Source organism: Maribacter sp. BPC-D8, from assembly GCF_035207705.1.
Taxonomy (GTDB): domain Bacteria; phylum Bacteroidota; class Bacteroidia; order Flavobacteriales; family Flavobacteriaceae; genus Maribacter.
This window is the reverse complement of record NZ_CP128187.1, coordinates 141,632-168,475: the sequence shown is the minus strand read 5'-3', so window position 1 is coordinate 168,475 and position 26,844 is coordinate 141,632. Positions and strand designations below refer to the sequence as shown.

General features: G+C 34.4%; 28 protein-coding genes. 15 read left to right on the top strand and 13 right to left on the bottom strand.

Annotated features, from left to right (window positions below; translation table 11 throughout):
- Positions 1-27 precede the first annotated feature (27 nt).
- The 7 genes from QSV08_RS00720 to QSV08_RS00690 form a co-directional block, all read right to left on the bottom strand.
- Complete coding sequence (locus QSV08_RS00720; RefSeq protein ID WP_324025724.1) at positions 28-1,197, bottom strand: acyl-CoA dehydrogenase family protein; 1,170 nt, start codon at positions 1,195-1,197, stop codon at positions 28-30.
- A 10-nt stretch (positions 1,198-1,207) separates the two neighbouring features.
- Entirely contained in the window at positions 1,208-2,077 is an 870-nt protein-coding gene (locus QSV08_RS00715) for a ComEA family DNA-binding protein (RefSeq protein ID WP_324025723.1), read from the bottom strand.
- A gap of 8 nt (positions 2,078-2,085) precedes the next feature.
- Positions 2,086-3,774, bottom strand: a complete 1,689-nt coding sequence (locus QSV08_RS00710) for an alanine/glycine:cation symporter family protein (RefSeq protein ID WP_324025722.1) — start codon at positions 3,772-3,774, stop codon at positions 2,086-2,088.
- An 89-nt stretch (positions 3,775-3,863) separates the two neighbouring features.
- Entirely contained in the window at positions 3,864-4,871 is a 1,008-nt protein-coding gene (locus tag QSV08_RS00705) for a potassium channel family protein (protein WP_303600436.1), read from the bottom strand.
- Between the two features lie 3 nt (positions 4,872-4,874).
- Positions 4,875-5,102, bottom strand: coding sequence for a PspC domain-containing protein (locus tag QSV08_RS00700; protein WP_073247339.1), 228 nt, complete (start codon positions 5,100-5,102; stop codon positions 4,875-4,877).
- Between the two features lie 11 nt (positions 5,103-5,113).
- Complete coding sequence (locus QSV08_RS00695) at positions 5,114-6,391, bottom strand: DUF2851 family protein (RefSeq protein WP_324025721.1); 1,278 nt, start codon at positions 6,389-6,391, stop codon at positions 5,114-5,116.
- Positions 6,392-6,447: 56 nt separating this feature from the next.
- Complete coding sequence (locus QSV08_RS00690) at positions 6,448-6,756, bottom strand: rhodanese-like domain-containing protein (protein ID WP_324025720.1); 309 nt, start codon at positions 6,754-6,756, stop codon at positions 6,448-6,450.
- Positions 6,757-6,895: 139 nt separating this feature from the next.
- Here QSV08_RS00690 and QSV08_RS00685 point away from each other — a divergent pair, with 139 nt between their 5' ends.
- From QSV08_RS00685 to QSV08_RS00620, 14 genes are all read left to right on the top strand, one after another.
- The gene (locus QSV08_RS00685) at positions 6,896-7,342 is read left to right on the top strand and encodes a MarR family winged helix-turn-helix transcriptional regulator (protein WP_324025719.1); all 447 of its coding nucleotides are present in this window, start codon (positions 6,896-6,898) and stop codon (positions 7,340-7,342) included.
- Between the two features lie 9 nt (positions 7,343-7,351).
- Positions 7,352-7,984, top strand: a complete 633-nt coding sequence (locus tag QSV08_RS00680) for an NAD(P)H-dependent oxidoreductase (RefSeq protein ID WP_324025718.1) — start codon at positions 7,352-7,354, stop codon at positions 7,982-7,984.
- 29 nt (positions 7,985-8,013) lie between these two features.
- Positions 8,014-8,595, top strand: a complete 582-nt coding sequence (locus tag QSV08_RS00675; protein WP_324025717.1) for a YceI family protein — start codon at positions 8,014-8,016, stop codon at positions 8,593-8,595.
- Positions 8,596-8,847: 252 nt separating this feature from the next.
- Entirely contained in the window at positions 8,848-10,245 is a 1,398-nt protein-coding gene (locus tag QSV08_RS00670) for an anthranilate synthase component I family protein (RefSeq protein ID WP_324025716.1), read from the top strand.
- Between the two features lies 1 nt (position 10,246).
- Positions 10,247-10,816, top strand: coding sequence for an anthranilate synthase component II (locus tag QSV08_RS00665; protein WP_324025715.1), 570 nt, complete (start codon positions 10,247-10,249; stop codon positions 10,814-10,816).
- 74 nt (positions 10,817-10,890) lie between these two features.
- Positions 10,891-11,886, top strand: a complete 996-nt coding sequence (gene trpD, locus QSV08_RS00660; RefSeq protein ID WP_324025714.1) for an anthranilate phosphoribosyltransferase — start codon at positions 10,891-10,893, stop codon at positions 11,884-11,886.
- Between the two features lie 49 nt (positions 11,887-11,935).
- On the top strand, positions 11,936-12,721 hold the full coding sequence (gene trpC, locus QSV08_RS00655; protein WP_324025713.1) for an indole-3-glycerol phosphate synthase TrpC: 786 nt from the start codon (positions 11,936-11,938) through the stop codon (positions 12,719-12,721).
- Complete coding sequence (locus tag QSV08_RS00650) at positions 12,721-13,347, top strand: phosphoribosylanthranilate isomerase (protein ID WP_324025712.1); 627 nt, start codon at positions 12,721-12,723, stop codon at positions 13,345-13,347. The genes trpC and QSV08_RS00650 overlap by 1 nt, the downstream gene beginning before the upstream one ends.
- Complete coding sequence (gene trpB / locus QSV08_RS00645; RefSeq protein ID WP_324025711.1) at positions 13,344-14,528, top strand: tryptophan synthase subunit beta; 1,185 nt, start codon at positions 13,344-13,346, stop codon at positions 14,526-14,528. The genes QSV08_RS00650 and trpB overlap by 4 nt, the downstream gene beginning before the upstream one ends.
- A gap of 6 nt (positions 14,529-14,534) precedes the next feature.
- Positions 14,535-15,299 (top strand): tryptophan synthase subunit alpha, encoded by a 765-nt coding sequence (gene trpA, locus QSV08_RS00640; RefSeq protein WP_324025710.1) that lies wholly within the window; start codon positions 14,535-14,537, stop codon positions 15,297-15,299.
- A 1-nt stretch (position 15,300) separates the two neighbouring features.
- The gene (locus QSV08_RS00635; RefSeq protein ID WP_324025709.1) at positions 15,301-15,531 is read left to right on the top strand and encodes a hypothetical protein; all 231 of its coding nucleotides are present in this window, start codon (positions 15,301-15,303) and stop codon (positions 15,529-15,531) included.
- Between the two features lie 298 nt (positions 15,532-15,829).
- Complete coding sequence (locus QSV08_RS00630) at positions 15,830-17,323, top strand: M20/M25/M40 family metallo-hydrolase (protein ID WP_324025708.1); 1,494 nt, start codon at positions 15,830-15,832, stop codon at positions 17,321-17,323.
- A gap of 106 nt (positions 17,324-17,429) precedes the next feature.
- Positions 17,430-17,870 (top strand): hypothetical protein, encoded by a 441-nt coding sequence (locus QSV08_RS00625; protein ID WP_324025707.1) that lies wholly within the window; start codon positions 17,430-17,432, stop codon positions 17,868-17,870.
- A gap of 187 nt (positions 17,871-18,057) precedes the next feature.
- Complete coding sequence (locus tag QSV08_RS00620; protein WP_324025706.1) at positions 18,058-20,142, top strand: hypothetical protein; 2,085 nt, start codon at positions 18,058-18,060, stop codon at positions 20,140-20,142.
- 74 nt (positions 20,143-20,216) lie between these two features.
- Here QSV08_RS00620 and QSV08_RS00615 read toward each other — a convergent pair whose 3' ends face one another.
- Together QSV08_RS00615 and QSV08_RS00610 are read right to left on the bottom strand one after the other, a co-directional pair.
- Positions 20,217-22,763, bottom strand: coding sequence for a phosphoenolpyruvate carboxylase (locus QSV08_RS00615; RefSeq protein WP_324025705.1), 2,547 nt, complete (start codon positions 22,761-22,763; stop codon positions 20,217-20,219).
- 297 nt (positions 22,764-23,060) lie between these two features.
- Entirely contained in the window at positions 23,061-23,729 is a 669-nt protein-coding gene (locus tag QSV08_RS00610) for a uracil-DNA glycosylase family protein (RefSeq protein ID WP_324025704.1), read from the bottom strand.
- Between the two features lie 83 nt (positions 23,730-23,812).
- Between QSV08_RS00610 and QSV08_RS00605 the strand changes: the two genes are divergently transcribed.
- A complete protein-coding gene (locus QSV08_RS00605) occupies positions 23,813-23,941 on the top strand; it encodes a 30S ribosomal protein THX (protein WP_081819477.1) in 129 nt (42 codons plus the stop codon).
- A 2-nt stretch (positions 23,942-23,943) separates the two neighbouring features.
- Here QSV08_RS00605 and QSV08_RS00600 read toward each other — a convergent pair whose 3' ends face one another.
- From QSV08_RS00600 to QSV08_RS00585, 4 genes are all read right to left on the bottom strand, one after another.
- Positions 23,944-24,309 (bottom strand): hypothetical protein, encoded by a 366-nt coding sequence (locus tag QSV08_RS00600; protein ID WP_324025703.1) that lies wholly within the window; start codon positions 24,307-24,309, stop codon positions 23,944-23,946.
- Positions 24,310-24,354: 45 nt separating this feature from the next.
- Positions 24,355-25,116 carry a peroxide stress protein YaaA gene (yaaA, locus tag QSV08_RS00595; protein WP_324025702.1) on the bottom strand — a complete coding sequence of 254 codons (762 nt, stop codon included), beginning with the start codon at positions 25,114-25,116 and terminating at the stop codon, positions 24,355-24,357.
- 90 nt (positions 25,117-25,206) lie between these two features.
- Positions 25,207-26,238 (bottom strand): RluA family pseudouridine synthase, encoded by a 1,032-nt coding sequence (locus QSV08_RS00590; RefSeq protein ID WP_324025701.1) that lies wholly within the window; start codon positions 26,236-26,238, stop codon positions 25,207-25,209.
- On the bottom strand, positions 26,239-26,829 hold the full coding sequence (locus QSV08_RS00585; RefSeq protein WP_324025700.1) for a PASTA domain-containing protein: 591 nt from the start codon (positions 26,827-26,829) through the stop codon (positions 26,239-26,241). It abuts the gene before it with no gap.
- Between the last annotated feature and the right edge of the window lie 15 nt (positions 26,830-26,844).

Genomic DNA, 26,844 nt, shown 5'->3' with positions numbered 1-26,844 from the left:
TGATTTTTAAAATTTTAATTAAGCTAACTATACTGTAGCTGGCTTATATTCTTTCTTATCTATAATAATTTTAGAAATAATTTCTCTCAATATTTCTGATGTTCCACCACCAATAGGTCCTAATCTACTATCTCTAAAGTTACGTGCCATCGGGTAATCTTCAATATAACCGTAACCACCTAAAAACTGTAAACATTCGTAAGCAACCTCGTCTGCAACCTTAGTTGATTTTAATTTAGAGATTGTAGCTTCTTTAACTACATACTGCCCCTTATCTAAGCGGTAAGCTACAGAGTAGTTATACTCTTTACACATATCTATATCTGCATGAAGATCTACGACTCTATGTCTTAATGCCTGAAATTGATTGATAGACTTACCAAAAGCCTCTCTTTCTGACATATAATTTAAAGCATAGTCTAAAACATGCTCTGACCTTGCATGAGCATTAACACCCATTATCAATCGTTCTAATGAGAAATGCTCCATTATATATGAAAAACCCATGTTTTCATCACCCATAAGGTTCTCTGCAGGTATTTTTACATTATCAAATGCCAACTCGGCAGTATCTGATGCTCTCCAACCTAGTTTATTCAATTTATTTGCAGTTACACCTTCACTATTTCTGTCTACTGCGAAAATACTGATACCCTTATTGCCTAACTCAGGATTTGTTTTTGCCGCCACAATCATGTAATCAGCATATACACCATTGGTAATAAATGTTTTTGAACCATTCAACACATAATGATCACCTTGCTTTACAGCAGTGGTTCTCATAGCAGCAACATCACTACCGCCAAAAGGTTCTGATATACAAAGACAACCAATTTTATCGCCGTCTACACTAGGTCGTAAGTACTTCTCCTTTAAGAAAGAATCCGCTTCTTTATTTAAATGTGTCATTGCCAAGTATGCATGAGCCCACATTGCAGCTGCGAAACCACCAGAATTCACCTTTTGTAATTCTTCTAAAAAAATAATAGTATAAAAAAGATCAAGACCAAGACCACCATCTTCTTCAGGAGTTAATAGACCGAAATAGCCCATATCACCGAATTTCTTCCAAATGAACCTTTCTATTGTTCCAGTTTCTTCCCATTTATCAATATAAGGAACTACTTCTTTCTGTAAAAAATCTTTTAGGCTGTTCCTAAATAATTGATGTTCTTCTGTGAAGTACATACTTTGCATAGCGTTTTTTTTATAATGACAAATATAAAGCAATTCTATTAATACGCTCTGCCGGAAATTCCTCAATTTTTACTAATTCGTTCAAAGAATTGATACTTCCGTTGAGATTACGATAATTTACTATGCTCTCAGCGACGTGTTTTTGCAGATATATCAATTTAGACAATTCTTCTGCCGTTGCGGTATTTACATTTATTTTTACAATATCTGGCTTCGTTATTATCTTAAACTGCTTTAAAGCTCTTTCAACAACATCTGCCTCGAGCCCATAAACATCATATAATTGGTCATCTATTAAAAAGCCACCCAAGCGGTCTCTAAATTTTATTATTCTAGCGGATAACTTCTCCCCTATTCCACTAATCTTTTTTAAATCTTCGGCCGTTGCTGTATTCAAATCTTTCCAAATAACTTTCTTAGCCTTATAACTAGACGTTGATGTATTTGAAGGTTTAGTTTTTCTATTTTGAGTCCAGGCTGGAAACTTAAAATATGGAGAGATCGTATTAAGTAACGAGTCGGAAACTTTTGTGACGTTTTGAAATTCTATTGCAGAATTAACAAATTCATCTTTCTTTCTAATATCATGTAATCTATCTATTTCTTCAACCGACATACCAAGTGTATAGCCCTTAAAATCGGTAATGAAATTCGGATTAAATGGATACACACGAACTGTATCCATTTTTAGACTTATAGCTTTCAAGGAATCTATTTCAGCTTGTACAACCGCATCATGCTGTATTGGTGAAGGTTGATTTTCTGTATTAGATTGGTACAGATAATACCCCAACTGAACACTAATTATAAAAAATAATAAAAAGAAAATCCCACTTCGTTCTTGCTTATTGAACTTGAAGTGGGATTTAAATGAAGTCATATTAAAACTTAATTATCTATAGCATCATATTTTAGTTTGATAGCATCTAAGTATCTAGTCAATTGCTTTTTCACTACTGGGAACAAGAAGAACAGACCTACCATATTAGGGAATACCATTGCAAATATCATTGCATCTGAGAAATCCCAAATAGACTTCATACTTGCTGCTGCGCCAATAACAATAAACGTAAGAAACAACAACTTATAAACGATATCAGCCGTTTTACCTCTTCCGAACAAATATTTCCAAGACTGTAATCCGTAATAAGACCAAGATATCATTGTAGACACTGCAAATAATACAACAGCGATAGTCAAAAATACGTTTGAGTAAGGAATGTATTCCGCGAAAGCTACAGCTGTAATACCTGCACCTTCATAAGCTACACCATCAATTAAAACTGAACCAGTACCATCACCACCATAAGTGAATGCTCCACCAAAATTAAAGATTATAATAACTATAGCTGTCATTGAACAGATAACTACAGTATCAATAAACGGCTCTAATAAAGCTACTAAACCTTCAGAGGCAGAATATTTTGTTCTAACAGCAGAGTGCGCAATTGAAGCAGAACCTGCACCAGCTTCATTTGAGAATGCCGCTCTTTTAAAACCTACCAATAATACGCCTATAAGACTACCAACACCTATCGCAGTCGGCTTAAATGCTTCATCAACAATTAAAGCTATAGCGTCATCTACTAATGTATAGTTACTTATAATAATATATAAACAAGCAACAACATACATTATAGCCATAAATGGAACTACTTTTTCAGTTACTTGAGCTATACGTTTTATACCTCCAATTATAATCACACCAACAAGAATAGCTAACACAACACCCACTATTGCGCCGGCCGCAGTACTTTGCCAGTTAAAAAGTTCTTTTATAACAATTGTCGCTTGATTAGATTGAGCTGCGTTACCACCTCCAAAAGAGCCTCCAATACAAAAAATGGCAAAAATAACTGCCGCTACTTTACCTAAGTTTTTAAAACCTTTTTCTTTTAAACCTTTACTTATATAGTACATAGGTCCGCCATAAACAGTACCATCTTCACCTACATCTCTATACTGAACCCCTAGTGTACATTCAACAAATTTTGTTGACATACCAAGAAGACCGCAAACAATCATCCAAAAAGTAGCTCCTGGACCACCAAGTGCAATTGCTAATGCAACACCTGCTATGTTACCATTACCTACTGTACCAGAAACTGCAGTTGCCAATGCTTGAAAATGACTCACCTCACCATCAGTACTTTCATCTCTAATAGTATCAATGATATCACCACTAACGGCAAGGTCATTTTCCATACTTACAAGATGGTCTTCAATATCAACATTTGATAAATCTTGACCCTGAGCAACACCATCTTCACCATAAAGATTTTGAGCACCATGTTTTTCAATATCTTCATATTTACCTCGAACTGTATTTATGGCTTTACCAAAAAATCTAACGTTAGGAAAACCAAAATATATAGTAAAAAACAAAGCACTACCTACCAATAATACCAATACAAATGGTATATCTGGATCGTGCCAAACATTGAAGAAAATAACTGCTGAGAAGAAATCTGAAATAGGCTTAAAGGCTTGATCTATTTGTTGATCTAATCCTACTTCTTGAGAAAAAATTAAAAAGGGAAATAAAAAGGTAAACAGGGTTAGAAGTTTATACTTCATAAGTTTAAAATTTATTTTGAATTAGTTAGTTAGTCTAGCAATATCCTAAAAATAATGGATGCAATCAAATATAAACGATAGAAAGATCATTATTCAATATTGAACATTTCGTTCAATTTCTTTATTTGCTCAGGTCTGCCCAATACTATGACCTTACTTTTAGGCTGTAGTTTCATATCTGCTTCTGGGTTTATGGTGTAGTCACCATCAGGAGAAATGTAACCTATAATTGTACACCCGGTTTTTCTTCGTAAATCTAGATCCCTCAACGAATTACAGTCTATCTGATTGGCAAAATCTTCAATAGCCACTTCTTCTAAATTAGTCGTATGTTCGCCTTCCATCGAAAGCTTATCCATAAATGTGATAAGATCTGGCATAACTACCAATGATGCCATATGATCACCTCCAATTTTATCTGGCATGATAACTTTATTTGCTCCTGCCAAGATTAATTTTTTCTGAGAATTAACTAATGATGCCCTACTAATGATAAAAAGATTTTTTTTCATTTGTCTGGCTGACAAAACAACAAATAAATTTGCAGCATCATCTGGCAAGGTGGCAATTAAATACTTAGACCTCTCAATACCAGCTTCCAATAACACATCATCATCATTTGCATCACCTTCGATAAATAAAACATCTTCTTCATATCGTTCTATTACCTCTTTATCTTTTTCAATAACTACAAATGGTCTTTTATATGCTTTTAGCCGCTCTGCTGCCTGCATGCCATTTCGACCAAAGCCACAGACGATTACATGCTGATTTAAATTTGCGATGGCATTCTTCATTTTTTTCTTTTTTAGCAGTTCTACTGAATTTCTTGAGAGTAGGTATTCGGTAACGATTGATATAGCGAAACCAACTATAAATACACTTGTAACAATAAGAATAATTGTAAATATCTTTCCTTCAGGTCCCATTGGCCTAACCTCTGAAAAACCTACGGTGGTTACTGTAATTATGGTCATATAAAAAGCATCGACCCAAGAATAGTCGGCAACAATTCTATAACCGAGCACACCAAAAGTCAAAACCATTAGCATTAACGCCAATGCCAAATAAATTTTAGACCGAAATAATTGCATCATATATTACAAATCAAAAACAGAATTTCGTTTCGTATAAATCAAATCTTTTATTCTTAACCAGAAAGCCAAAAATAAGTAAAGCGCGAACCCGAAGCCTACAGTTACAAAAGTGAGATAAATAAACGATGTTCTTACTACTCTAGCACGTATACCTAAACGTTCAGCAATTCTACCACAAACCTCATACCCTCGCTTCTGAAAATAGTGCAGTAATTTATAGAATACGTTCATGGGGTATAAAATTAGACTTTTATATTCATTAAAGAAGCTCCTACAGCACAATCTAAACATTTGTCTTTTGCGCAATAATTTGTATACAGCTGTAGATATGTTTGAGAATCTTTTGCACTTTTAATAGCTGTACCCAATTTACCAAAGTTAGCTATAATACTGTTTTCTTCTTTTTTAATTTCTGACATCATCTTTAGAAACTTCTCATTCTCTAAACCACCTTTATATCGGCTGTACGCAAACTTCAAAGGAATTATAGTATTTATCATCAAAAGGTCTAAAAATGAATTTGATATTCCCTTTTTGCTCTTTTTTGAAATTTTACCAAAATTAAAATGGGTTTCCCAATAGTCACTAGTTCCCGAATTTAGGACTTCAGAAAAATTAGGGGCATCATTTTCTATCAACACATGAAATAAATTATTGTTCTTAGAATAAATAGCGCTTAATTGAGCTAATCGAATAGTAGGAAAATTTGATGGTCTCAACCTGAAGAACTCTGGAGACTTGTATGTCGCAGTCAAATTAAACTTATGTTGTAAAAATTGATATTCCTTTTTCAACTCATTATAATACATATCACCTTCAATAGCCGCACTTAATAAATTTGCCTGCCCTAAAAACAAGCTTTCCATTTGAAGTGGCTTATCATTTAGTTTTCTAATTATAGAAAAATCAATTGATTTACCGATATCAATAAATGCATCTCTATTTATTTTGGACCCAAAAGTTTTTAAAAGCATTAAGAACAAGACTTGCTCCCAGTCATTATTAGTATAATCTAAGAGCTCTTTAATAAAGATAGATTTCTGCTCTAACCGTTCTACAAACAAACGATCCAACCAATTGTTCTTTATAAACTCATCAACCTTATTAAACTCGTTTTCACAATTAATGAATTGGTAATTCTTACTATCAAAAAGGCTTTGATAATTATTCAGCAACGCTAAGGGTATATATTCTTTTAAAGATAAAGTTGGTATTTCACTCCCGTCTTTTCTATATACGGCGATATCGTCTTCCCAAACAACATGTAAGATTACATTATCATAATTAGCATCATCTTGGTGATGATGCGCATACCAGTCTGAAGATTTTATATGAATCTCTACATTACCAGCCCACAATTGCCCATTCAACTCTATTTGAGCATTGAAGAAATCTGGTCCACTTAAATGATTATGCATACCTGTCTTAACCACATGCACAGCTTCACCAGATGTAGACATGAGTCCGTTAACAGGATACTTTTTATACTTCCATATAAAATGAAGCAAATCTTCCTTCATTTTATAAAAATAAAAAACCCGCCGTTAAGCGGGTCTATTTTCTGAAAGAAATAAAATTATGCAGTCTCTCCTTCCCAATTCATAAACCCACCTTGAAGGTTAAATGCCTTGTCAAAACCTAAGCTATTCATTATCGTACATGCCTGCCCGCTTCTTGCGCCAGACCTGCAATACACGTAATAATTTTTTGTCTTGTCAAGTTTCTCTAGTTCTTCAACAAACTCTTGACCTTTATAAATATCAATATTTATAGAATTCGGAATTATACCCTCTTCTACTTCTTCTTCTGTTCTTACATCGAGAATTACTGCATTAGAATCTTTCTCTAATTGCGCTTCCCAATCTTGTTGTGATAAATCTGCCATAGTATAAATTATATGCTGTAAAAATAATCGATTTTTATTTATCTGATTGTCTTATATGTTTTTAACAAATATTTAATTAACTCAGGCATTTAGATAATTAAAATAGGATTACATTTGTATATACAATTATTGTATCGACATGAATGTAGAAGAAATCATTAAAACAAACCAAAGCATGCCATTGCCAAAACGGACATTAATACATATGGCATTGGTTGCAAATAAAATTGACGAAGAAATAGCAACGGTACTTAAACCTTTTGATATTTCAATTCAACAGTTTAATGTTTTAAGAATTTTAAGAGGTCAGAACGGTAACCCTGCTAATCTTTCTACTATAAATGAGCGCATGGTTACTAAAATGAGTAACACTACCCGCTTGGTCGATAAATTAATTTTAAAAGGTTTTGTCAATAGAACTGTTTGCTTAAAAAACAGAAGAAAGGTTGAAATAGTAATCACCGAAGGTGGTTTAAATATGCTAAATGAAATTGATGGAATACTTTTTGAAGCAGAGAAGAGAATACTTAAAAACTTCGCCGAAGCCGAATTAAACGAACTCAATGAACTATTAAATAAATTTTAAGTTTTACCAATGAATTCAATATTAGAAAAATTAAACTGGCGTTATGCCACTAAAAAATTCGACAGCTCCAAAAAAGTGAGCAAAGAGAATTTAGAAACCTTATTAGACGCTGCTAATTTAACAGCTTCTTCTTACGGGTTACAACCTTATGAAATTTATGTAATTGAAGATGCAGACACCAGAACAAAACTAAGAGCTGCCTCGTATGACCAATCGCAAATAACTGATGCATCATATGTTATTGTTTTAGCCAATAAGCCTACTTTTGACGGCACTATGATTGATGATTACATTAATAACATCATGAAAATTAGAGGACTATCTAAAGATGATCTTGAAGGGTTTTCGCAAATTATGAAATCTACGCTGTTAGATTTACCTGATGCTTACAAGAACACTTGGACATCTAACCAAGCCTATATTGTATTAGGTAATTTAATGACTATAGCCGCTGAAATGGAAATTGACACCTGCCCAATGGAAGGTTTTGACAAAGCGCAGTACAATGAAATTTTAGGTCTCACCGATAAAGGCTTAAATGCTGCAGTAGTTTTAGCTGTAGGCTATAGATCTGCTGAAGATGACACCCAAAATCACCCAAAGGTTAGATATTCTAAAGAACAAATTATTACGCATATATAAATTAAACACAATCATTTAAAATTAGAAACATGAAAAAGTCATTATTAAGTTTAGCATTCGTAGCCGTTTTCGGATTTAGCGCTACAGCCTCTACACCAATTGATGGAGAGAAAAAAGAAATTAAAGTTAGCGAAAGCACTGTTACTTGGAAAGGTTACAAAGTTACCGGAGCACACAATGGTAGCATCAACCTAAAATCTGGTCATTTAGAAATGAACGGAAAAAAATTAACTGGCGGTGAATTTGTTGTTGATATGACTTCAATTAGCGTTAGTGATTTAGAAGCAGGACAAGGAAAAGAAAAATTAGAAGGTCACTTACAGTCTGCCGATTTCTTTGGTGTTGAAAGCAACCCGACTGCTAAATTAGTTTTTACTTCTGTTAAAGCTATGAACGATAACTCATATACAGTTACCGGAGATTTAACTATTAAAGGTATTACCAAGCCAGTAACCTTAGTAGTTTCTATGTTTGAAAACAAAGCAACTGCAACTGTGAAAATTGATAGAACTAAATTTGATATTAAATATGGTTCAGGAAGCTTTTTTGATGATTTAGGAGACAAAGCTATCTATGATGATTTTGACTTAGTGGTAGACTTAGCACTATAATCGTTTTAAAACAATCGAATTACAACAATTTAAAATCCCTTTGATAAATTTCAAAGGGATTTTTATTTTTGACTAGGTAAAGTTTGATAGTTTAAATTTCCTCTTTATATTTGATGCTCAATGAAAAATTTAATCGCAAATACTTGGTGGTGGAACAACTTACGAAAAACATCGTGAGCAAAGCATCATTGTAGTAAAACTATATAAAGGCTTGTCATCACGACAAGCCTTCTTTATTTTATAAAAGTACCTATGACCTATCAATTTAAGACATATCATAAAAAAATTCTTGCCGATACCATGACGCCGGTAAGCGTTTATTTGAAAATAAGAGACCGCTTTCCTAATAGTATTTTATTAGAGAGTAGTGATTATCACGCTAATAATAATAGCTTTTCGTACATCTGCTGCAACCCAATTGCATCTATTAAAGTGGAGAATGAAATTATTACAAAGCAGTTTCCTGATGGTACTGTTGAAGAGACTCAAATTACGGCAGACACTAATGTTGTTGCTGTTATTGATACGTTCAGCAAAACTTTCAAGGCAGATACTAACGACTTTAAATTTATAAATAATGGCCTGTTCGGTTATATGGCTTATGATGCAGTTCGTTACTTTGAAGATGTAGATATATCGGTTAAAGATGACTCGGTTCATATTCCAGATATTTACTATGCAGTTTATCAAAACATCATTGCTATAAACCATTATAAGAACGAAGCTTATCTTTTTGCGCACTGTTATAACACAGAGAATAATATTCCTGAATTAGAGCAACTGTTAAGTATTAGAAATTTTGCTACCTATAATTTTAAAATAGAAGGCGATAGAGAATCTAATTTAGAAGATGAAGAATATAGAGAACAGGTTGCTTTAGCCAAAAAGCATTGTCAACGTGGCGATGTTTTTCAATTGGTATTAAGCCGTCGTTTTTCTCAAGGTTTTAAAGGTGATGAGTTTAATGTTTACAGAGCCTTACGTTCTGTTAATCCGTCACCATATTTATTCTATTTCGATTATGGAGATTTTAAAATATTCGGTAGTTCGCCAGAAGCACAACTAATTGTTAGCGATGGCAAAGCTGAAATTCACCCTATAGCTGGTACTTTTAAAAGAACCGGAAATGATGAACAAGATGCGCAACTTGCAAAAGAATTAAAGACCGACGATAAGGAAAACAGTGAGCACGTAATGTTAGTAGATCTTGCTCGTAACGACCTTAGTAGAAATGGTAATGTGGTCAAAGTAGAAAACTATAGAGAAGTACAATTTTTCTCTCATGTAATTCACCTCGTATCTAAGGTTACCGGAATGAAAAAAAATGATATACCTACCATGAAAGTGGTAGCTGATACTTTTCCTGCCGGTACATTAAGTGGCGCGCCTAAACATATGGCAATGCAGCTTATTGAAAAATATGAAAAAACGAGTCGTGGGTATTATGGTGGCGCTATAGGGTTCATGGATTTCTCAGGAAATTTCAACCACGCTATCATGATCAGAACTTTTTTAAGTAAAAATCATAAACTACATTATCAGGCTGGCGCCGGATTGGTGGCTGCATCAAACCCTGAAAGCGAACTACAAGAAACATATAACAAACTAGGCGCTTTGACCAAGGCATTAGAAATAGCTGAAGACATTTAAGATGAAGAAAATATTAGTTATAGACAATTACGATAGTTTCACTTATAATCTAGTGCATTATTTAGAGGAATTAGGTTGCGAGGTTATTGTAAAACGTAATGACCAACTTACGCTAGAAGAGGTTGATGCTTTTGATAAAATAGTACTTTCTCCAGGTCCTGGTATTCCTGATGAAGCGGGATTATTAAAACAAATCATCGAAAAATACGCACCTACCAAAAGTATATTCGGTGTTTGTTTAGGGCAGCAGGCTATTGCTGAAGTTTTTGGTGGTTCTCTAATAAACCTAGATGAAGTATATCACGGTATTGCAACTAAAATAAAAATCACTAAAGATGACGTGATTTTTGAAGGACTACCTAAAGAAATTGAAGTAGGCAGATACCATTCTTGGGTGGTGAATCCTAATTTACCAGAAGTTTTAGAGGCTACCTCTTTAGATGAAAACGGTCAAATTATGTCGCTTCGTCATAAAACTTTTGATGTTCGAGCAGTACAATTTCACCCAGAATCAGTGCTTACTCCACAAGGAAAAAAGATGCTAGAGAACTGGTTAAATGCTAAAGTATAGTAAAGAGTATAAAGTAGTGAGATTATCAAAGACTTCTATGTACGATATACTAACTAGGTAATACTATTAAAAAAATGAAAGAGACATTAAATAAACTTATAAATCACGAAATACTTTCCAAAGAAGATGCTAAACGCATTTTGGTAAATATTGCAAAAGGTGATTACAATACTAGTCAGATTGCGGCATTTTTAACCGTGTATATGATGCGTAGTATTACTATTGAAGAACTTGAAGGATTTAGAGATGCATTACTAGATTTATGTTTGGCAGTAGATTTATCGGCGTACAACCCAATTGACCTGTGTGGTACTGGTGGTGATGGTAAAGACACGTTTAACATTTCAACTTTGGCTTCTTTCGTTACCGCAGGTGCGGGAGTAAAAGTTACAAAACATGGTAACTACGGAGTATCTTCTAAATGCGGTAGTAGTAATGTCATGGAATTTCTAGGGATAAAATTCAGCAATGATGCTGGCTTCCTAGAAAAATGTATTGATGAAGCAGGTATTTGTGTTTTACACGCTCCCCTATTTCACCCTGCCATGAAAAATGTGGCTCCTATTCGTAAAGATTTAGGAGTAAAAACGTTTTTTAATATGTTAGGCCCTATGGTGAATCCTGCTTTTCCTAAAAATCAAATGGTTGGTGTTTTCAACTTAGAGCTTGCCCGTATGTACGGATACCTCTATCAGAAAACCGATAAGAATTTTACTGTGCTACATGCTTTAGATGGTTATGATGAAATTTCTTTAACCGGAAGCACTAAAACTATTTCTAACCATACTGAAAGCATGCTAAAACCATCTGATTTTGGTGTAAAACAAATTAAGCAAAGTGATATTGTAGGCGGAGATTCTATTGATACTTCTGCTCAAATTTTCCTTAATGTTTTGCAAGGCAGAGGTACTGAACCACAGAATAACGTTGTGTGTGCTAATGCTGGTATTGCAATTGCGACAGTAAACAACCTAACACCTCTAGAAGGTTTTGAAAAAGCAAAAGAATCATTGTTAGGCGGACACGGACTAGCAACTTTAAAGAAAATACAAGAGTTGAGTAAAAATTAAAAAAAGCTTTGTCCTCAAATTGACGATGTTACAAAAGAAGATATATTTCATGAACATTCTAGATAAAATAGTAGCTGATAAACGTAAAGAAGTTGAGTTGAAGAAATCTATTATTTCGGTTTCTCAATATGAGGCTTCCGTGCTTTTTGAAAGAAAAACGAATTCTTTGGCTCAAGCACTTAAAAATAGTGATACAGGTATTATTGCTGAATTTAAACGTAGGTCTCCGTCCAAAGAAAGCATTAATCAAAATGCAAATGTTGGGCAGGTTGCTAAAGGTTATGAGAATGCCGGAGTTTGTGGCATGAGCGTGCTTACAGATATTAAATATTTTGGTGGTTCTATTGAAGATTTAATATTAGCACGTGCATCGGTAAAACTTCCGTTGCTACGTAAAGAGTTTATCATTAGCGAATATCAAATAATCGAAGCCAAAGCAAATGGCGCCGATGTTATTTTACTTATTGCAGCAATTCTAACAAAGCAAGAAATTAAAACCTTTTCTGAACTTGCCAAAAGCTTAGGGTTAGATGTATTATTAGAGGTACATAATGAAGCCGAACTTCATAAATCTATTATGCCAAGTTTAGATATGTTAGGTGTAAACAATAGAAATCTAAAGACATTTGAGGTTAGTTTAGAGACCAGTAAAGTACTTTCTACACTGATACCCGATGATTTTGTAAAAGTATCTGAAAGCGGAATAAGCTCTGTTGATGCTATCAAAGAATTAAAACCTTTTGGCTACCAAGGTTTCTTAATTGGAGAGAATTTTATGAAGACAGATAACCCTGGTAAAAGTGCGATTGAATTCATCAAAAACTTGAAGAACTAATGAAACTAAAGATTTGCGGAATGAAACTGAATACAGCTGAAGTTGCACAATTGCGACCAGACTATTTAGGTTTTATTTTCTGGGAATCTTCTTCTCGTTTTTTTGAAGGTGAAATTCCCGAACTTCCGCATACCATAAGTAAAGTCGGAGTTTTTGTTGATGCTGACCTTGATTATGTTATTGATATGGTAAGTAAACATCAATTGCAAGGCTTACAATTACACGGTCATGAAACGCCAGAATACTGCATTAAAATTGCAGCTGAACTAAAGAAATTAAATCAGAAAGTAGATATCATTAAAGTCTTCTCTATAAAAGGAGAATTCGATTTTGATGTTTTGAAGCCCTATGAAAATGTGTGCGACTATTTTCTTTTTGATACCAAAGGAAAATTACCAGGTGGTAATGGATATACATTCGACTGGTCTGTTTTAAAAAATTACCCCTCTACCAAACCTTATTTTTTAAGTGGAGGTATTGGTTTAAATAATCTTGATAAGATTAATGAGTTTATGAAAATGCCTGAATCAAAATATTGCTATGCCATTGATGTCAATAGCTCTTTTGAAATAGAACCAGGATTGAAAAATATTGAAGAATTACAAAAGTTTAAAGAAGCGCTATGAATTATAATGCTGACGAAAAAGGTTACTACGGTGAATTTGGCGGTGCCTTTATACCCGAAATGTTGTACCCAAATGTAGAAGAGTTACGACAGAATTATTTAAAACTGATGTATGAAGATTCTTTTCAGAAAGAATTTAATCAGCTTTTAAAAGACTATGTTGGTAGACCTTCTCCCCTATATTTTGCTAAACGCCTTTCTGAAAAGCACGGTTGTAAAATATATTTAAAAAGAGAAGACCTTAACCATACTGGTGCCCACAAGATCAATAATACTATCGGTCAGATTCTAATGGCTCAAAAATTGGGCAAAACTAGAATTATTGCCGAAACTGGTGCTGGTCAGCATGGTGTGGCTACCGCTACTGTTTGTGCTTTAATGGGTATGGAATGTATCGTTTACATGGGTGAAATTGATATTGCCCGTCAAGCCCCGAATGTTGCCCGTATGAAAATGCTTGGCGCAGAAGTACGACCTGCAAAATCTGGTAGTAGAACATTAAAAGATGCTACCAACGAAGCTATTAGAGATTGGATCAACAACCCTGTAGACACCCATTACATTATTGGTTCTGCAATTGGTCCACACCCATACCCAGATATGGTTACGCGTTTTCAATCTATAATATCTGAAGAGATAAAATGGCAACTAAAAGAACATGAAGGGCGAGAAAATCCTGATTATGTGGTGGCTTGTATTGGTGGTGGCAGTAATGCCGCTGGTACTTATTACCACTTCTTAGACGAACCCGAAGTTGGTATTATTGCTGTTGAAGCTGCTGGTAAAGGAATAAATTCTGGCGAAAGTGCTGCAACATCTGCACTTGGTAAAGTAGGTATTATTCATGGTTGCAAAACTATGCTGATGCAAACAACAGATGGTCAAATTACAGAACCCTACTCTATTTCTGCGGGATTAGATTATCCTGGTGTGGGCCCTATGCATTCTCATTTATTCAAATCTGGTCGTGCAGAATTTTATTCGGCTACCGATGATGAAGCTATGGAGGCAGGTTTAGAATTATCGCAATTAGAAGGTATTATTCCTGCAATTGAAACAGGGCATGCGTTTGCAATTTTCGAACATAAAAAATTCAAGAAAGATGACGTTGTCGTTATCAGCCTTTCTGGTCGTGGCGATAAAGATTTGAACACATATATTGATTATTTTAAGCTAGCATAACCTATTATGAGCAATAGAATTACAACAAAGTTACAAGAAGACAAAAAGCTTCTTTCTATATATTTCACTGCTGGTTACCCTGCATTGAACGATACCGTTCAAATCATTCAAGATTTGGAAAAGAACGGCGTAGATATGATTGAAATAGGATTACCATTTAGTGATCCTCTTGCAGACGGACCTACAATTCAAGAAAGCTCTACCGCTGCATTGAAAAACGGAATGACTACCGAAATACTTTTTAACCAATTAAAAGATATTCGTAAAACAGTTTCTATTCCTTTAATTATCATGGGATATTTCAATCCGATGTTACAATACGGAGTTGAGGCTTTCTGTAAAAAATGTCAAGAAATTGGTATTGACGGGCTCATTTTACCTGACCTTCCGCTTGATGTGTATCAGGATGAGTACGAGGCTATTTTTAAGAAATACGGACTCAAAAATGTTTTTCTAATTACCCCGCAAACGAGTGATATGCGTATTCTCCAAATTGACAATGCTTCTGACGGATTCATTTATATGGTCAGTTCAGCTAGTGTAACAGGTTCAAAATCGGGCTTTGGTCAAGAACAAGAAAGTTATTTTGAGCGTATTGCCGCAATGAATTTAAAGAACCCACAAATAGTAGGTTTCGGTATTAAAGATGAAGAGACTTTTAAGCAGGCTACCAAAACTGCTAAAGGTGCAATAATAGGCTCTGCTTTTATTAAGTATTTGACCGCTAATGGAACTGATAAAACCGCTGAGTTCACAAAACTAATACGTTAATTTGAAAGAGTTCATAAATAACTGGAAACTAATTATTCTACTATGCCTAACCTTAGGCTTAGCACCGTTTTTTCCTGAACCTCATATTTGGGGTAAACTGAAATGGATTGTTGGTGGAGCAAAGGGAATGGTCTTTATGGATTGGTTTGATGTTGTATTACATGGATTTCCGTTTATACTTTTAATCCGTGTTATTATTATAAAAATAGTCAGCTTAAAAGCTAGCAAATAAATCTACGATTCCAATTCTGTTGATATTCAATATTTTAAATTACTAATAAGTATTATTCAATACTTCAAATAATAAAAAGGTTGCCAAAATTGGCAACCTTTTTTATTGAAACTTACTCCCAAAAAACACATAACTAACTGACTTTGTATTGCTACCATAAATGATACACAACAACTAAACTTGATTTCTCGGTACAATCATTTTGAATAAAGAAAACCTTAACAACTACCACAATCTAAATAGAGCTCAAATCCCCGCATTTTGCTTACATTTAAAGAATATATTCACAAGAACGAACATGAAAAAATTACTAACGCTTCTATTAATTATATCTCTTTATTCTGGCTACTCACAAGACACTATTCTAATAAAATCTAAAGTTGCCAATGCTATTGCAGAATTAAGAGAATTTGTTGCCATACCTAATGATGCCTTAAACGCAGATGATATAGACACTAACCTCTATTGGCTCAGAAAAAAGTTTACCGAACGCGGCTTCAATAGTACTATTTTAGAAACAGAAGGTTTACCACTTTTCTTTGCTGCCCTACCGATGGATGACAATAAACCTACCATCTTATTTTATATGCATTTAGATGGTCAATCTGTTGATGCTAAAAAATGGGACCAACCTGACCCTTACAAAGTAGTACTGAAATCTAAAACCGATAATGGCTGGAAAAAGGAAGCATTTTCAGATTTAGAAGATGATATTAATTATGATTGGCGACTTTTTGGAAGATCTACTTCTGACGATAAAGGACCTATTGTTATGTTTTTAAATGCCATTGATGCACTTAAAAAAGACGGTATTGAAATACCTTATAACGTAAAAGTCATTTTAGATAGTGAAGAAGAAAAAAGTAGCGCTCCCTTACCACAAGCTGTGCGCACCTACAAAGATTTACTTAAAGCTGACTTCTTAGTTATCAATGATGGTCCGGTGCATGTTTCTGGCAAACCGACCGTTGTTTATGGTTGTAGAGGTATTACTACGTTGTCTATCACAACTCACGGACCAATAAAACCTCAGCACAGTGGGCATTACGGAAACTACGCTCCTAACCCTGGTTTTCAATTAGCGCAACTTTTAGCTACTATGAAAGATGCTGATGGCAGAGTTTTAATCAAAGGATATTATGACGGAATAACTTTGGATGAAGCAACATTAGAAATTATAAAAAGTGTACCAGATAATATCGAAGAGATCAATAAAAATTTAGCAATTTCTACTCCTGAAAAAGTAGGTAGCTTTTACCAAGAAGCTTTACAATACCCTTCTTTGAATATTCGCGGATTAGGTTCTGGATGGATCGGTGATCAGGCTAGAACAATTTTACCGGCTACAGCCACTGCAGAATTAGACTTAAGGCTAGTACCAGAATCTGATGGTACCAGACTTAAAAAATTAGTAAAAGAGCATATTAAAAATCAAGGCTTTCATGTAATGAGTACCGAGCCTACCATGGAAGACCGTTTGAAATATGACAGAATAGTTACCATTAAAGAAGGTACTGTTACAGATGCCTTTCGTACAGATTTGAATAATCCCTTTGGGAATAGCATTGTAAAAACTATGGAAACTAAATTCGGAGAAAAGCCTGTTCAAATAAGAATCATGGGTGGTACAGTTCCTATTTCTCCATTCATCAATGAATTGAAAATTCCGGCATTTATTGTACCAATGGTCAACGCAGATAACAATCAACACAGCCCGAACGAGAATTTAAAAATTGGACAAATTGCTTATGGTATCGAAACATTTTATGCGCTATTAAGTTCTAAAATGTAATATTCTGCCACATTAGAAATTATTTACAGTCTTTATATATATAAATGCCGATTCTTCTGCCTTCAACCAGCAAAATTATCGGCATAATAATTGAATAAAGATTGTTATGATATTTAAAAAGCAACTTTGGTTATTCCTATTTTCTATTTTCATATTAACTACAAGTTTTAAAGTAGACCATTCTATAGTAACTGCGGATAATACATACTCATCAGAGCGTATGCCGACAATGGTTGAAATGTTACAACATGGCGAACATTATACCATTCAAATTACTTCTATTGGTTGTTTTCATGGCAAGCGCCAAACAATTACTATTTTAAATAAAGAAGGTATTTTAACTGCAAGCTTAAATAACAAAAGAAAAATTCTATCTCCATCCGATGTTAATGAGCTTATTCATTTTGAACTTCAACTGAGAGAAATTCCATTAGGTGCTTGCACGACTATAGACACTTATAGCATCAGTAATGATTACGAAACTTTTACAACTAGCGATGGCACTTGCAGCTGGCAAGGGTATAAATCACTACTTGCCATTTTTTAGATGGACTAGCCACAAAAGCAAACATCACACTAATAGTCAACATATTACCGTGACACCTATTGAAATAGGGAATACTCCATAAATATCACGAAAGTATCACAAGAGTTATCACAATAAGTTGATATTCTTGTGATTACATTGTTATATGAATTTTATTCATTTGCCTGTAACCAAAAAAACAGAACATATGAAAAATTTCAACTTTTTATCAATTTTAATGCTCTTGCTAGTTATGGCAAGTTGCTCAGATGACGATAATGCCGTCTCTAATGTAATCATACCTGCATCGGGTGACATAGCCGGCGGACCCTTTACTTTTTGTGTTGACGGCATACCTGATATGGTAAATAGCATTGCCCTAAACAGCGAAAGCGCTGCTGGTAGCATGAGTACATGGGTAATTACTGATGACCAAAATAACATCCTTGGTCTTCCTCCAACTTTAGATGCTGTATATGGAGTTGATTTTGACGCTGCAGGAGCGGGTACTTGCTTTATTTGGTATCTACGTTATGAAGAAGGGCTAACCGGACTAGAAATGGGTTTGAACACCAATGGTTTTGAAGGCTCTTTTGATTTATCGAATTCCATCGAGGTGCAAAGGAATGAAACTATGGCAGGTGTACTTTCTGGCGGACCTTATGAATTCACCGTAGATGGCACTGCCGATTTTGTTACCGATATTTCTTTAGATAGCGAAAATGCATTAGGTAGTAACAGCACTTTTGTAATTACTGATGATCAATTGAATATTCTTGGATTACCACCTACATTAGATGCAGTTAAGGAAGTTGATTTTGATATGGCTGGAGCCGGAGTTTGTCTTATCTGGTACTTACGATATGAAGATGATTTAGTTGGTGCCGAAGCTGGTATGAACGCAGGTGAACTTGAAGGTTGCTTTAGCTTATCTAACGCTATTCAAGTTACTCGTTTAGATGCCGCAAATGCAGGAACAATTTCTGGCGGACCTTTTAATTTTTGTGTTGACGGTGAAGTAGACAATGTTTATGGAATTACTTTAGATAGCTCAGAATCTAATGGAAGTAATAGTAGCTGGGTCATTACAGATGACCAAGGAAAAATACTTGGGTTACCACCTACTCTTGATGCAGTAGAAGGCGTGAATTTTGATGGCGCTGGTGCCGGCACTTGCTTAATATGGTATTTACGCTACGAAGGTGAATTGAATGGACTAGCGGTTGATATGAATGCAAATGACCTACAGGGTAATTTTAATTTATCTAATTCAATTGAAGTAGTTAGAAGTAAAACAGAAGCGGGAGTTTTAACTGGTGGACCATATAAATTCTATGTAGATGGTGAAGCTGATCATGTAACCGACATTATGCTAGATGCCTCTCAAGCTTCAGGAACAAATAGTACATGGGTTATTACCGATGAAGAATTGAATATTCTTGGTCTTCCACCAACAATAGATGCCGTTAAAGGCGTAAACTTTGATGCTGCCGGTGTTGGCACTTGTTTAATCTGGTATTTAAGATATGAAGATGGTTTAGAAGGTGCAGCCATGGGCAATAACGCTGCAGACTTAACTGGATGCTTTGATTTATCTAACCCTATTGAAGTTCAAAGAGTACAGGGCGTAAATGCAGGTACTTTAGCTGGAGGTCCATTTAGCTTTTGTGTTGATGGTATAGTAGACAATGTATATGGTATTACATTAGACAATTCTAATGCTTCGGGTACTCAAAACACTTGGGTAATTACCGATGACCAAGGAAAAATTCTAGGGCTACCTCCTACTCTAGAAGCTGTAGAAGGTGTCAATTTTGATGGTGCAGGAGCAGGAACTTGCCTAATTTGGTATGCTCGTTACGAAGGTGAAATTACGGGACTTGCAGTAGATATGAATGCAAATAACGTTACAGGGAATTTTGCGCTATCCAACCCATTGACAGTAGTTAGAACAAAACCGGAAGCCGGTACAATTACCGGAGGTCCGTTTGAATTTATTGTCGATGAAACTGCTGATTTTGTAACTGGTATTTCTCTAACTAATGAAAATGCTTCTGGAGCAAATAGTTCTTGGATTATTACCGATGAATCTGGTAAAATACTTGGCATACCACCAACGCTGGCCGATTTAAAATCAGTTGATTTCAATGCTGCAGGTGAAGGCACTTGTTTTATCTACTACATTAGATATGAAGATGGACTAACAGGCATGGAACCTGGCTGGACATTTGATGAATTCAATGGTTGTTTTGATCTTTCAAACAATATAAAAGTGGTTCGCAAGGTTCATTAAGCCCTAAAACATTTGCAATAAAAAAAGGCTCTGTAATTTTACTTACAGAGCCTTTTTAAATTTTACTAAAGATATTATGCCGAGTTTCTACTTGCATTAATATTACCATAAAGAGAACGAGTTACAATTTTCTCATATAACTCTTTATACTCCGTACCCTCTCCTATTCTTTGAAGGGCATATTGCTGTATAACCAATAACGGTAAAACAATATTCTCTCTAATCTTAATAGACTCTCTAGAAATTGCTTCTTTTTGCATTAAAATTTCCATTCCTGATAATTTCAACAACATTGCTTTAGAAAGCTGGTATTCTGCCAATAAAATCTCCCAGAATGCCCCGTACTCTTCATTCTCTTTCATATAACTGGTCAATTCAAAATAACATTTAGAAAGACTCATCATACTATTCATCATTAAAGCTTGAAAAAATGGCACTTCATTGTAAAGCTTCTGTGCTTCAGCAAATCTTCCGCTGTCTTCTAAGTTTTTTAACGCTGTACCAATACCATAATACCCTGGTACGTTTTGCTTTAATTGACTCCATGATCCTACAAAAGAAATGGCGCGTAAATCTGACAGTTCTAACTTAGCTTTATTACCTCTTTTACCTGGTCTACTACCAATATTAGCTTTTGTATAATACTTAAGCGTACTCATATTTTCTAAATATGACATAAACTTATCATGATGCTTTAAATCGTCGTACTTTTTAAAACTCATTTCAGATAATTCTTCTATCAGTTCTCTATCTGAATCTGATATAACAATTTCCTTTTCAAGTATTGTATTTGACAAACCTGCTGTCAATAACTGCTCACTGTTATAAATGAACTGTTCTTTTGTACCGTAAGTACTAGTAATAGTCTGCCCCTGAATGGTAAGTTGAATTTCGTTATTCGCAACTTTATTTGTCTGTGCTGCATAAAAACGATGTGTTTTACCACCACCTCTTGCTGGTGGTCCACCTCTACCGTCAAAGAATATAGCTGCGATACCATGTTCATCGCAAACTTCTGAAAGTTCTTCTTTTGTTTTCAAAATAGACCAGTTCGCTTTTAAGTAACCGCCATCTTTTGTACCATCAGAAAAACCAAGCATTATAGTCTGCTTATCATTTCTATTTTTAACGTGAGCTTTATATTCTGGTAAATTGAATAAAAACTGCATGGTAGCCTGCGCATTGTCCATACCGTTCATGGTTTCAAATAAGGGTACGATATCGAAAGTAATATCCTTACCTGCCCAACCACACCATCTGAACAGTGCATAAACGAAAAGGATAGAGAATACATCTTCAGAATTACTAATAATGTATCTATTACAACCTTCTTCGCCATTCTTATCTTGTATGGTCTGTAGTTGAAGAATGTTCTTAACAGTATCTTTTACAATATCATCTTCATAATCATCTGCTACCAAATTCAAATTCTCATGTAAAAGAATATCAATCAATTTTTCTTCAGATAATTCACTTAGGTCTTCTTTGATCAATCCGTTCTTTTTCAAGACCTCAACCATCACCTTAGTATGCATACTATGGTCTTGACGAATATCGATTGTGGCAAAGTGGACTTTAAAGATTTTCACCTTATCAATTAACAGCTCTAAATCTTTTAAATAAAGGCTTTGATATTTTTCTATAAGTATTAATCTGATTTCTTCTAAGGGTATAATTAAATCTTCATAACCAATATCTTTAGAACTATCGAACATAGCGGTATAAAGATTAGACCTTAGCTTTTGTAATGGCTCTTGTACATCTTTAAAGGTAAGCTTATGAACCAGCCCTTTTAAATCGTTGTAATAACACTTCATTAAAGTTAAACGAAGTTCGTTCATTACATCTCTAGTAATATCTGCAGTTACGAAAGGATTACCATCACGGTCACCACCAGGCCAAAAACCTAATTTTACTATATCATGATTTTCAAATGCTTTAGATCCTACACTACCTTTTATATAAGCATACATTTCACCAATAGCATCATAATAAACATGTCTTAATGTATAAATAATGTTTTTAGCTTCATCTAAAGGTGTAGGCTTCTTAGCGTTTATTAAAGATGTGAGTCCTAATTGCTGCAATCCAACATCGATTTCATCTATTTTATCTTCTAAAATTAATGTTCTAAGGTTGGTAATGATATCTAAAACCGCAGGTGTGTAGAACTGTGTTGGGTGTGCTGTTAGTACTATTCTAGCACTGAAATTACTCAGTTTATCCCAAATAGTATCCCATGAATTATTTTTCTCAACCAACTGAAAATAATCTTTCAATGACAAAGAACTAGAATGTTTTTGCAATTTCGGGAATGCAGCATCTTCTACACTATCATAAAGCACAACTTGGCGTTCTACGTATTGAATAATACGGAACATAAAATCTATCTGTTCTTTTTCTGATTTTATTTCTACAAAGTTCTCAAAAAAGTTTTCTAGAATCTCTTTCGGATTAAGACCTTCGCTCAACCCCTTTTCAGATTGATTCAGCAATAACGGAATCAACATACCCACATTCTCAATATTCTTATAGGGTAGGTTTAAAAAAAGACTGTTATAGACATTAAATTTATTTTGGACAGATTTCTTAAACTCTGCCAACCTTTCTTGTTGTTGCATATATTAAAAACTTTGGGCCATACCGTTATGGCAAACTTGCTAAAATTCGATTATAAATATCGCTAATCCAAGAGAATTTGGAGAATGATTTTTGTGAAATATCATATTCATAGAAGTATACCACAAAATAATGCATATTGACAACAAATATTCCATAATACGTGATATGCTATCTATCTTTACAGTGTAAATAAGTAATAAAAATTTTTCATTTTCATATAGTGTTCTCGTAAAAGAGTCTTGTTTTAAAAGCAAGACTCTTTTTAGTTTCAAGAAGTTTTGAAAATATCTTTTTGGTCAGAAATAATCTTTATACTGCAGCCCTCTATAATCTAACGTATTAAACGAAGGATTTTCTTTCTTCATTCTCTTATAACTTTCAAGACTACCAACCGCCCTATTTGCAGCACCTGAAGGAGCAATTAAAGAAACTGTTTTAATTATTGTTTTTGTAATAGGATGTGTAAATTGATGAATTCTAGGCACCTCATCAGAAATTCTTACTAATGACACCGAGTACTCTTTTAAATGCTTTCTAAAAAAATATTCCGGACCATTTTTGCTATTTCCCCCTGTAAATAAAAGCGTATGTACTTTGGTATACTTTTCTAAATAACTCAATACATCTCTTAATTCAATATTTTGCATACCAACATCTGAGGCATCTATTTTCGTACGTTCTGCGGAAGCTACTATATCACATACTCCGATCTTTCTACCTATCAAAAATGCTTTTCGTTGTTTTATTGCTTTAGCAGTGGTTTCAAACACTAAGCTTAAATCGAATATTTCATTTAGAATAGGCCATAATTGTCCGTCTCTACTACCATAACAAAAATCAACATCACCTTTCTTCAACTCCCCTGTTGTAAAACGTGGCGGTGGTAATGTACCAACAATTAATTTTTCGGTAATATGGTCAATAAATGGTTCGTAAGGATGCGTATGCTTAAATACGTATTGCATTAGAGATTTATTTTCATGAGTCTATTATACAGGCAAATGATTTCTAAATTACTAACTTTAAAAGAAACCTAATAAAACGAGTTATGGGAAAAGGAGATAAAAAATCGAAAAAAGGAAAAATATCTAATAATTCTTACGGCGCAAGACGACCACGTAAAATTAAAAAGAGACCTACTATTGAAGAAAAAATAAAGATTAATAAAAAGAAATAATCTTAATCATCTATTCTAAATGTCAACCCTACTTGATTTTCTTCATCTAAAGTAATCTCATAGGTATAAAAGCCTAATGGCAGTGAGTCTGAAGATACTTCTGCAGGGGTATAGTTTAAGCTAGTTGAATCTGTAAGAATTGATATTGTAGTATTGGCATAGCCAGTTTCAAATTCCATATACTCAGAAAACTTACCAGCTTCTACATTTTCATAAACAGTATCTTTCTGCGCTACACGAACTTCTGTAAACAAAAGTTCTGTACTATTTAGAATACGAATATTAACCATGTTAAACTCGTCATCTCTATCTGTACAAGACAACAATACAACAACACAAATTACAGAAAGTAATAGAACCCTTTTCATAGACGTATTTTATATAGCTAAGAACGAAAAAGAGTAGATTATATTTTATCTAATAAAGACTGGTTGATTTTCTTTTAAGGTATGCTCTTGACTAAATTCATAATCGTCTAGATTAAAACCTTTTATATCTGTAAGGGTTTTTGCGTCCGAGTCTAAAATATACCTCACCATAGCACCTCTGGCTTTCTTTGCAAAGAAGCTAATAATTTTCAATTTATCATTTTTCCAATCTTTAAAAATCGGAGTGATAATTTCTGCTTTAATATGCTTTGGTTGTAGCGCACTGTAATATTCGTTACTCGCCAAATTAACAAGCAACTCTCCTTCGGTCATTTCATCATTTAAATGATCGGTAAGCCTAGTGCCCCAATATTCATATAGATTTTTATTTCTGCCTACTTTTAATGAAGTCCCCATTTCTAAGCGATAAGGTTGCATAAGATCTAAAGGTTTTAGCATACCATATTGTCCCGATAAAATTCTAAGGCTTTCCTGTAGCTTATCCATTTTTTCTTCAGATAAGGTATAAGCATCTAAGCCTGTATAAACATCACCACTAAAGGCATAAATTGCAGGTCTAGAATTCTCTGGTGTAAACGGTGTCGTAAAATCTTGATTACGCCGCCAGTTCAACTGTGCTAAATTGTCTGAAATAGACATCAATTCTGAAAGTGCTGCCGGCTTCTTTTTCTTCAGAATTTTATTAAGCTTTTCAGCATCTTCTATAAATTCTGGGGAAGTAAATTTAGCCATCGGAAGTTCACTCTCGTAATTCAATGACTTAGCCGGAGAAATAACAATTTTCATAGTGCAATTTTAGATTCCCAAAAATAAACAGGATAAATAGGAAGACCTACAAAAGATAAAAAAGAGTTTAAATAGCGGTATCGAAGAAACTTATTCTGTGCTGTTTTTGGTATAACCACGCCATTTTTCAATAGCACTGGTCATATCTTCTGGCACTTCTGAATCGAACCTCATATGCTCACCGGTTACTGGGTGTACAAAACCTAATGTCTTTGCATGTAATGCTTGCCTAGGTAATAATTTAAAAGTGTTGTCTACAAATTGCTTGTATTTTGTAAAGGTTGTTCCTTTTAAAATTTTCTCACCACCATAACGCTCATCATTAAATAACGTGTGGCCAATGTACTTCATATGCACACGAATTTGATGTGTTCTACCGGTCTCTAATTTACATGACACAAGTGTAACATAGCCTAATCTTTCTAATACCTTAAAGTGAGTAACGGCTGCTTTACCTTCTTCCCCTTCAGGAAAAACGTGCATCTGTAGACGGTTTTTAGGGTTTCTACCTACATGACCAACTACTGTACCTTCGTCTTCTTCTACATTACCCCAAACTAAAGCTACATACTCTCGCTCAGAAGTTTTATCAAAAAATTGTTTTGCCAAATGGGTCATTGCAGCTTCGGTCTTTGCTACTACTAACAAACCAGAGGTATCTTTATCTATACGATGTACCAAACCTGGTCTCTCATTACTATTTGCCGGTAAATTATCGGTATGAAAAATTAAGGCATTTATCAACGTACCCGAATAATTACCATGACCTGGGTGTACCACCATACCTGCAGGTTTATTGACAACCATTAATACATCATCTTCATAGACAATATCTAATGGAATATCTTCTGGCACCAACAAAAACTCATGTGGCGGATGTTCAAATAACACCTTCACCTCATCGCCTGCCTTGACCTTATAATTCGATTTTACAATCTCATCATTAACCCAAACATGACCGCCTTTTGCAGATTGTTGTATTTTATTTCTTGTAGCATTTTCAATGAAATTCATTAAAAATTTATCTACGCGTAATGGCTCTTGCCCTTTAGACGCTACTACCCTATGGTGCTCAAAAAGCTCTCCATCTTCATTCTCTGGCTGCTCAATATTCTCCTCCATCTAATCTTCAGATTCCGATTTAATTACTGCTCTTTCCGTAATACTACCATTACCACAAATCAACTCTATTTTAGAAGTTTTGGGTAACTTATCGCCAGGCTTAATATACTTGCCCTTAAATTTTATCTGGTATACCATATCCTTACCCAATTCGTCTACATAGGTTACCCTTTGTACATCTAAGCCAACGGCTTTCAACATAGAAGAGGCATTACGCTTAGTTACTTGAATAATTTTAGGAACGGTTACTTTTTTATATCCTGACGGATTAACGGTAAAATATATTTTTCTATTCTCCTTTACTTTTGAACCCGCTGTAGGGTTTTGCTCAATAATCGAAAACCTAGGGTAATCTGGATTGTAATTTGCAGAATCAAGCACTTCATATCTCAACCCAGCTTCTTCAATAGATTTTCTCATATCCATAACAGATTTTTTAGAAAAGTCTGGCACTTCCACAAACTCACCATGGTTGGTAGTACTGTTCAGGTATCTTAATGTGACAAAAATCACAATAATCAATACCAATACCGCAAGACCAAGCTGAATTAAAAAAGTCTTACTTTTTAAAAAATTGAAAAAATTCTTCATACATATTATTTGACC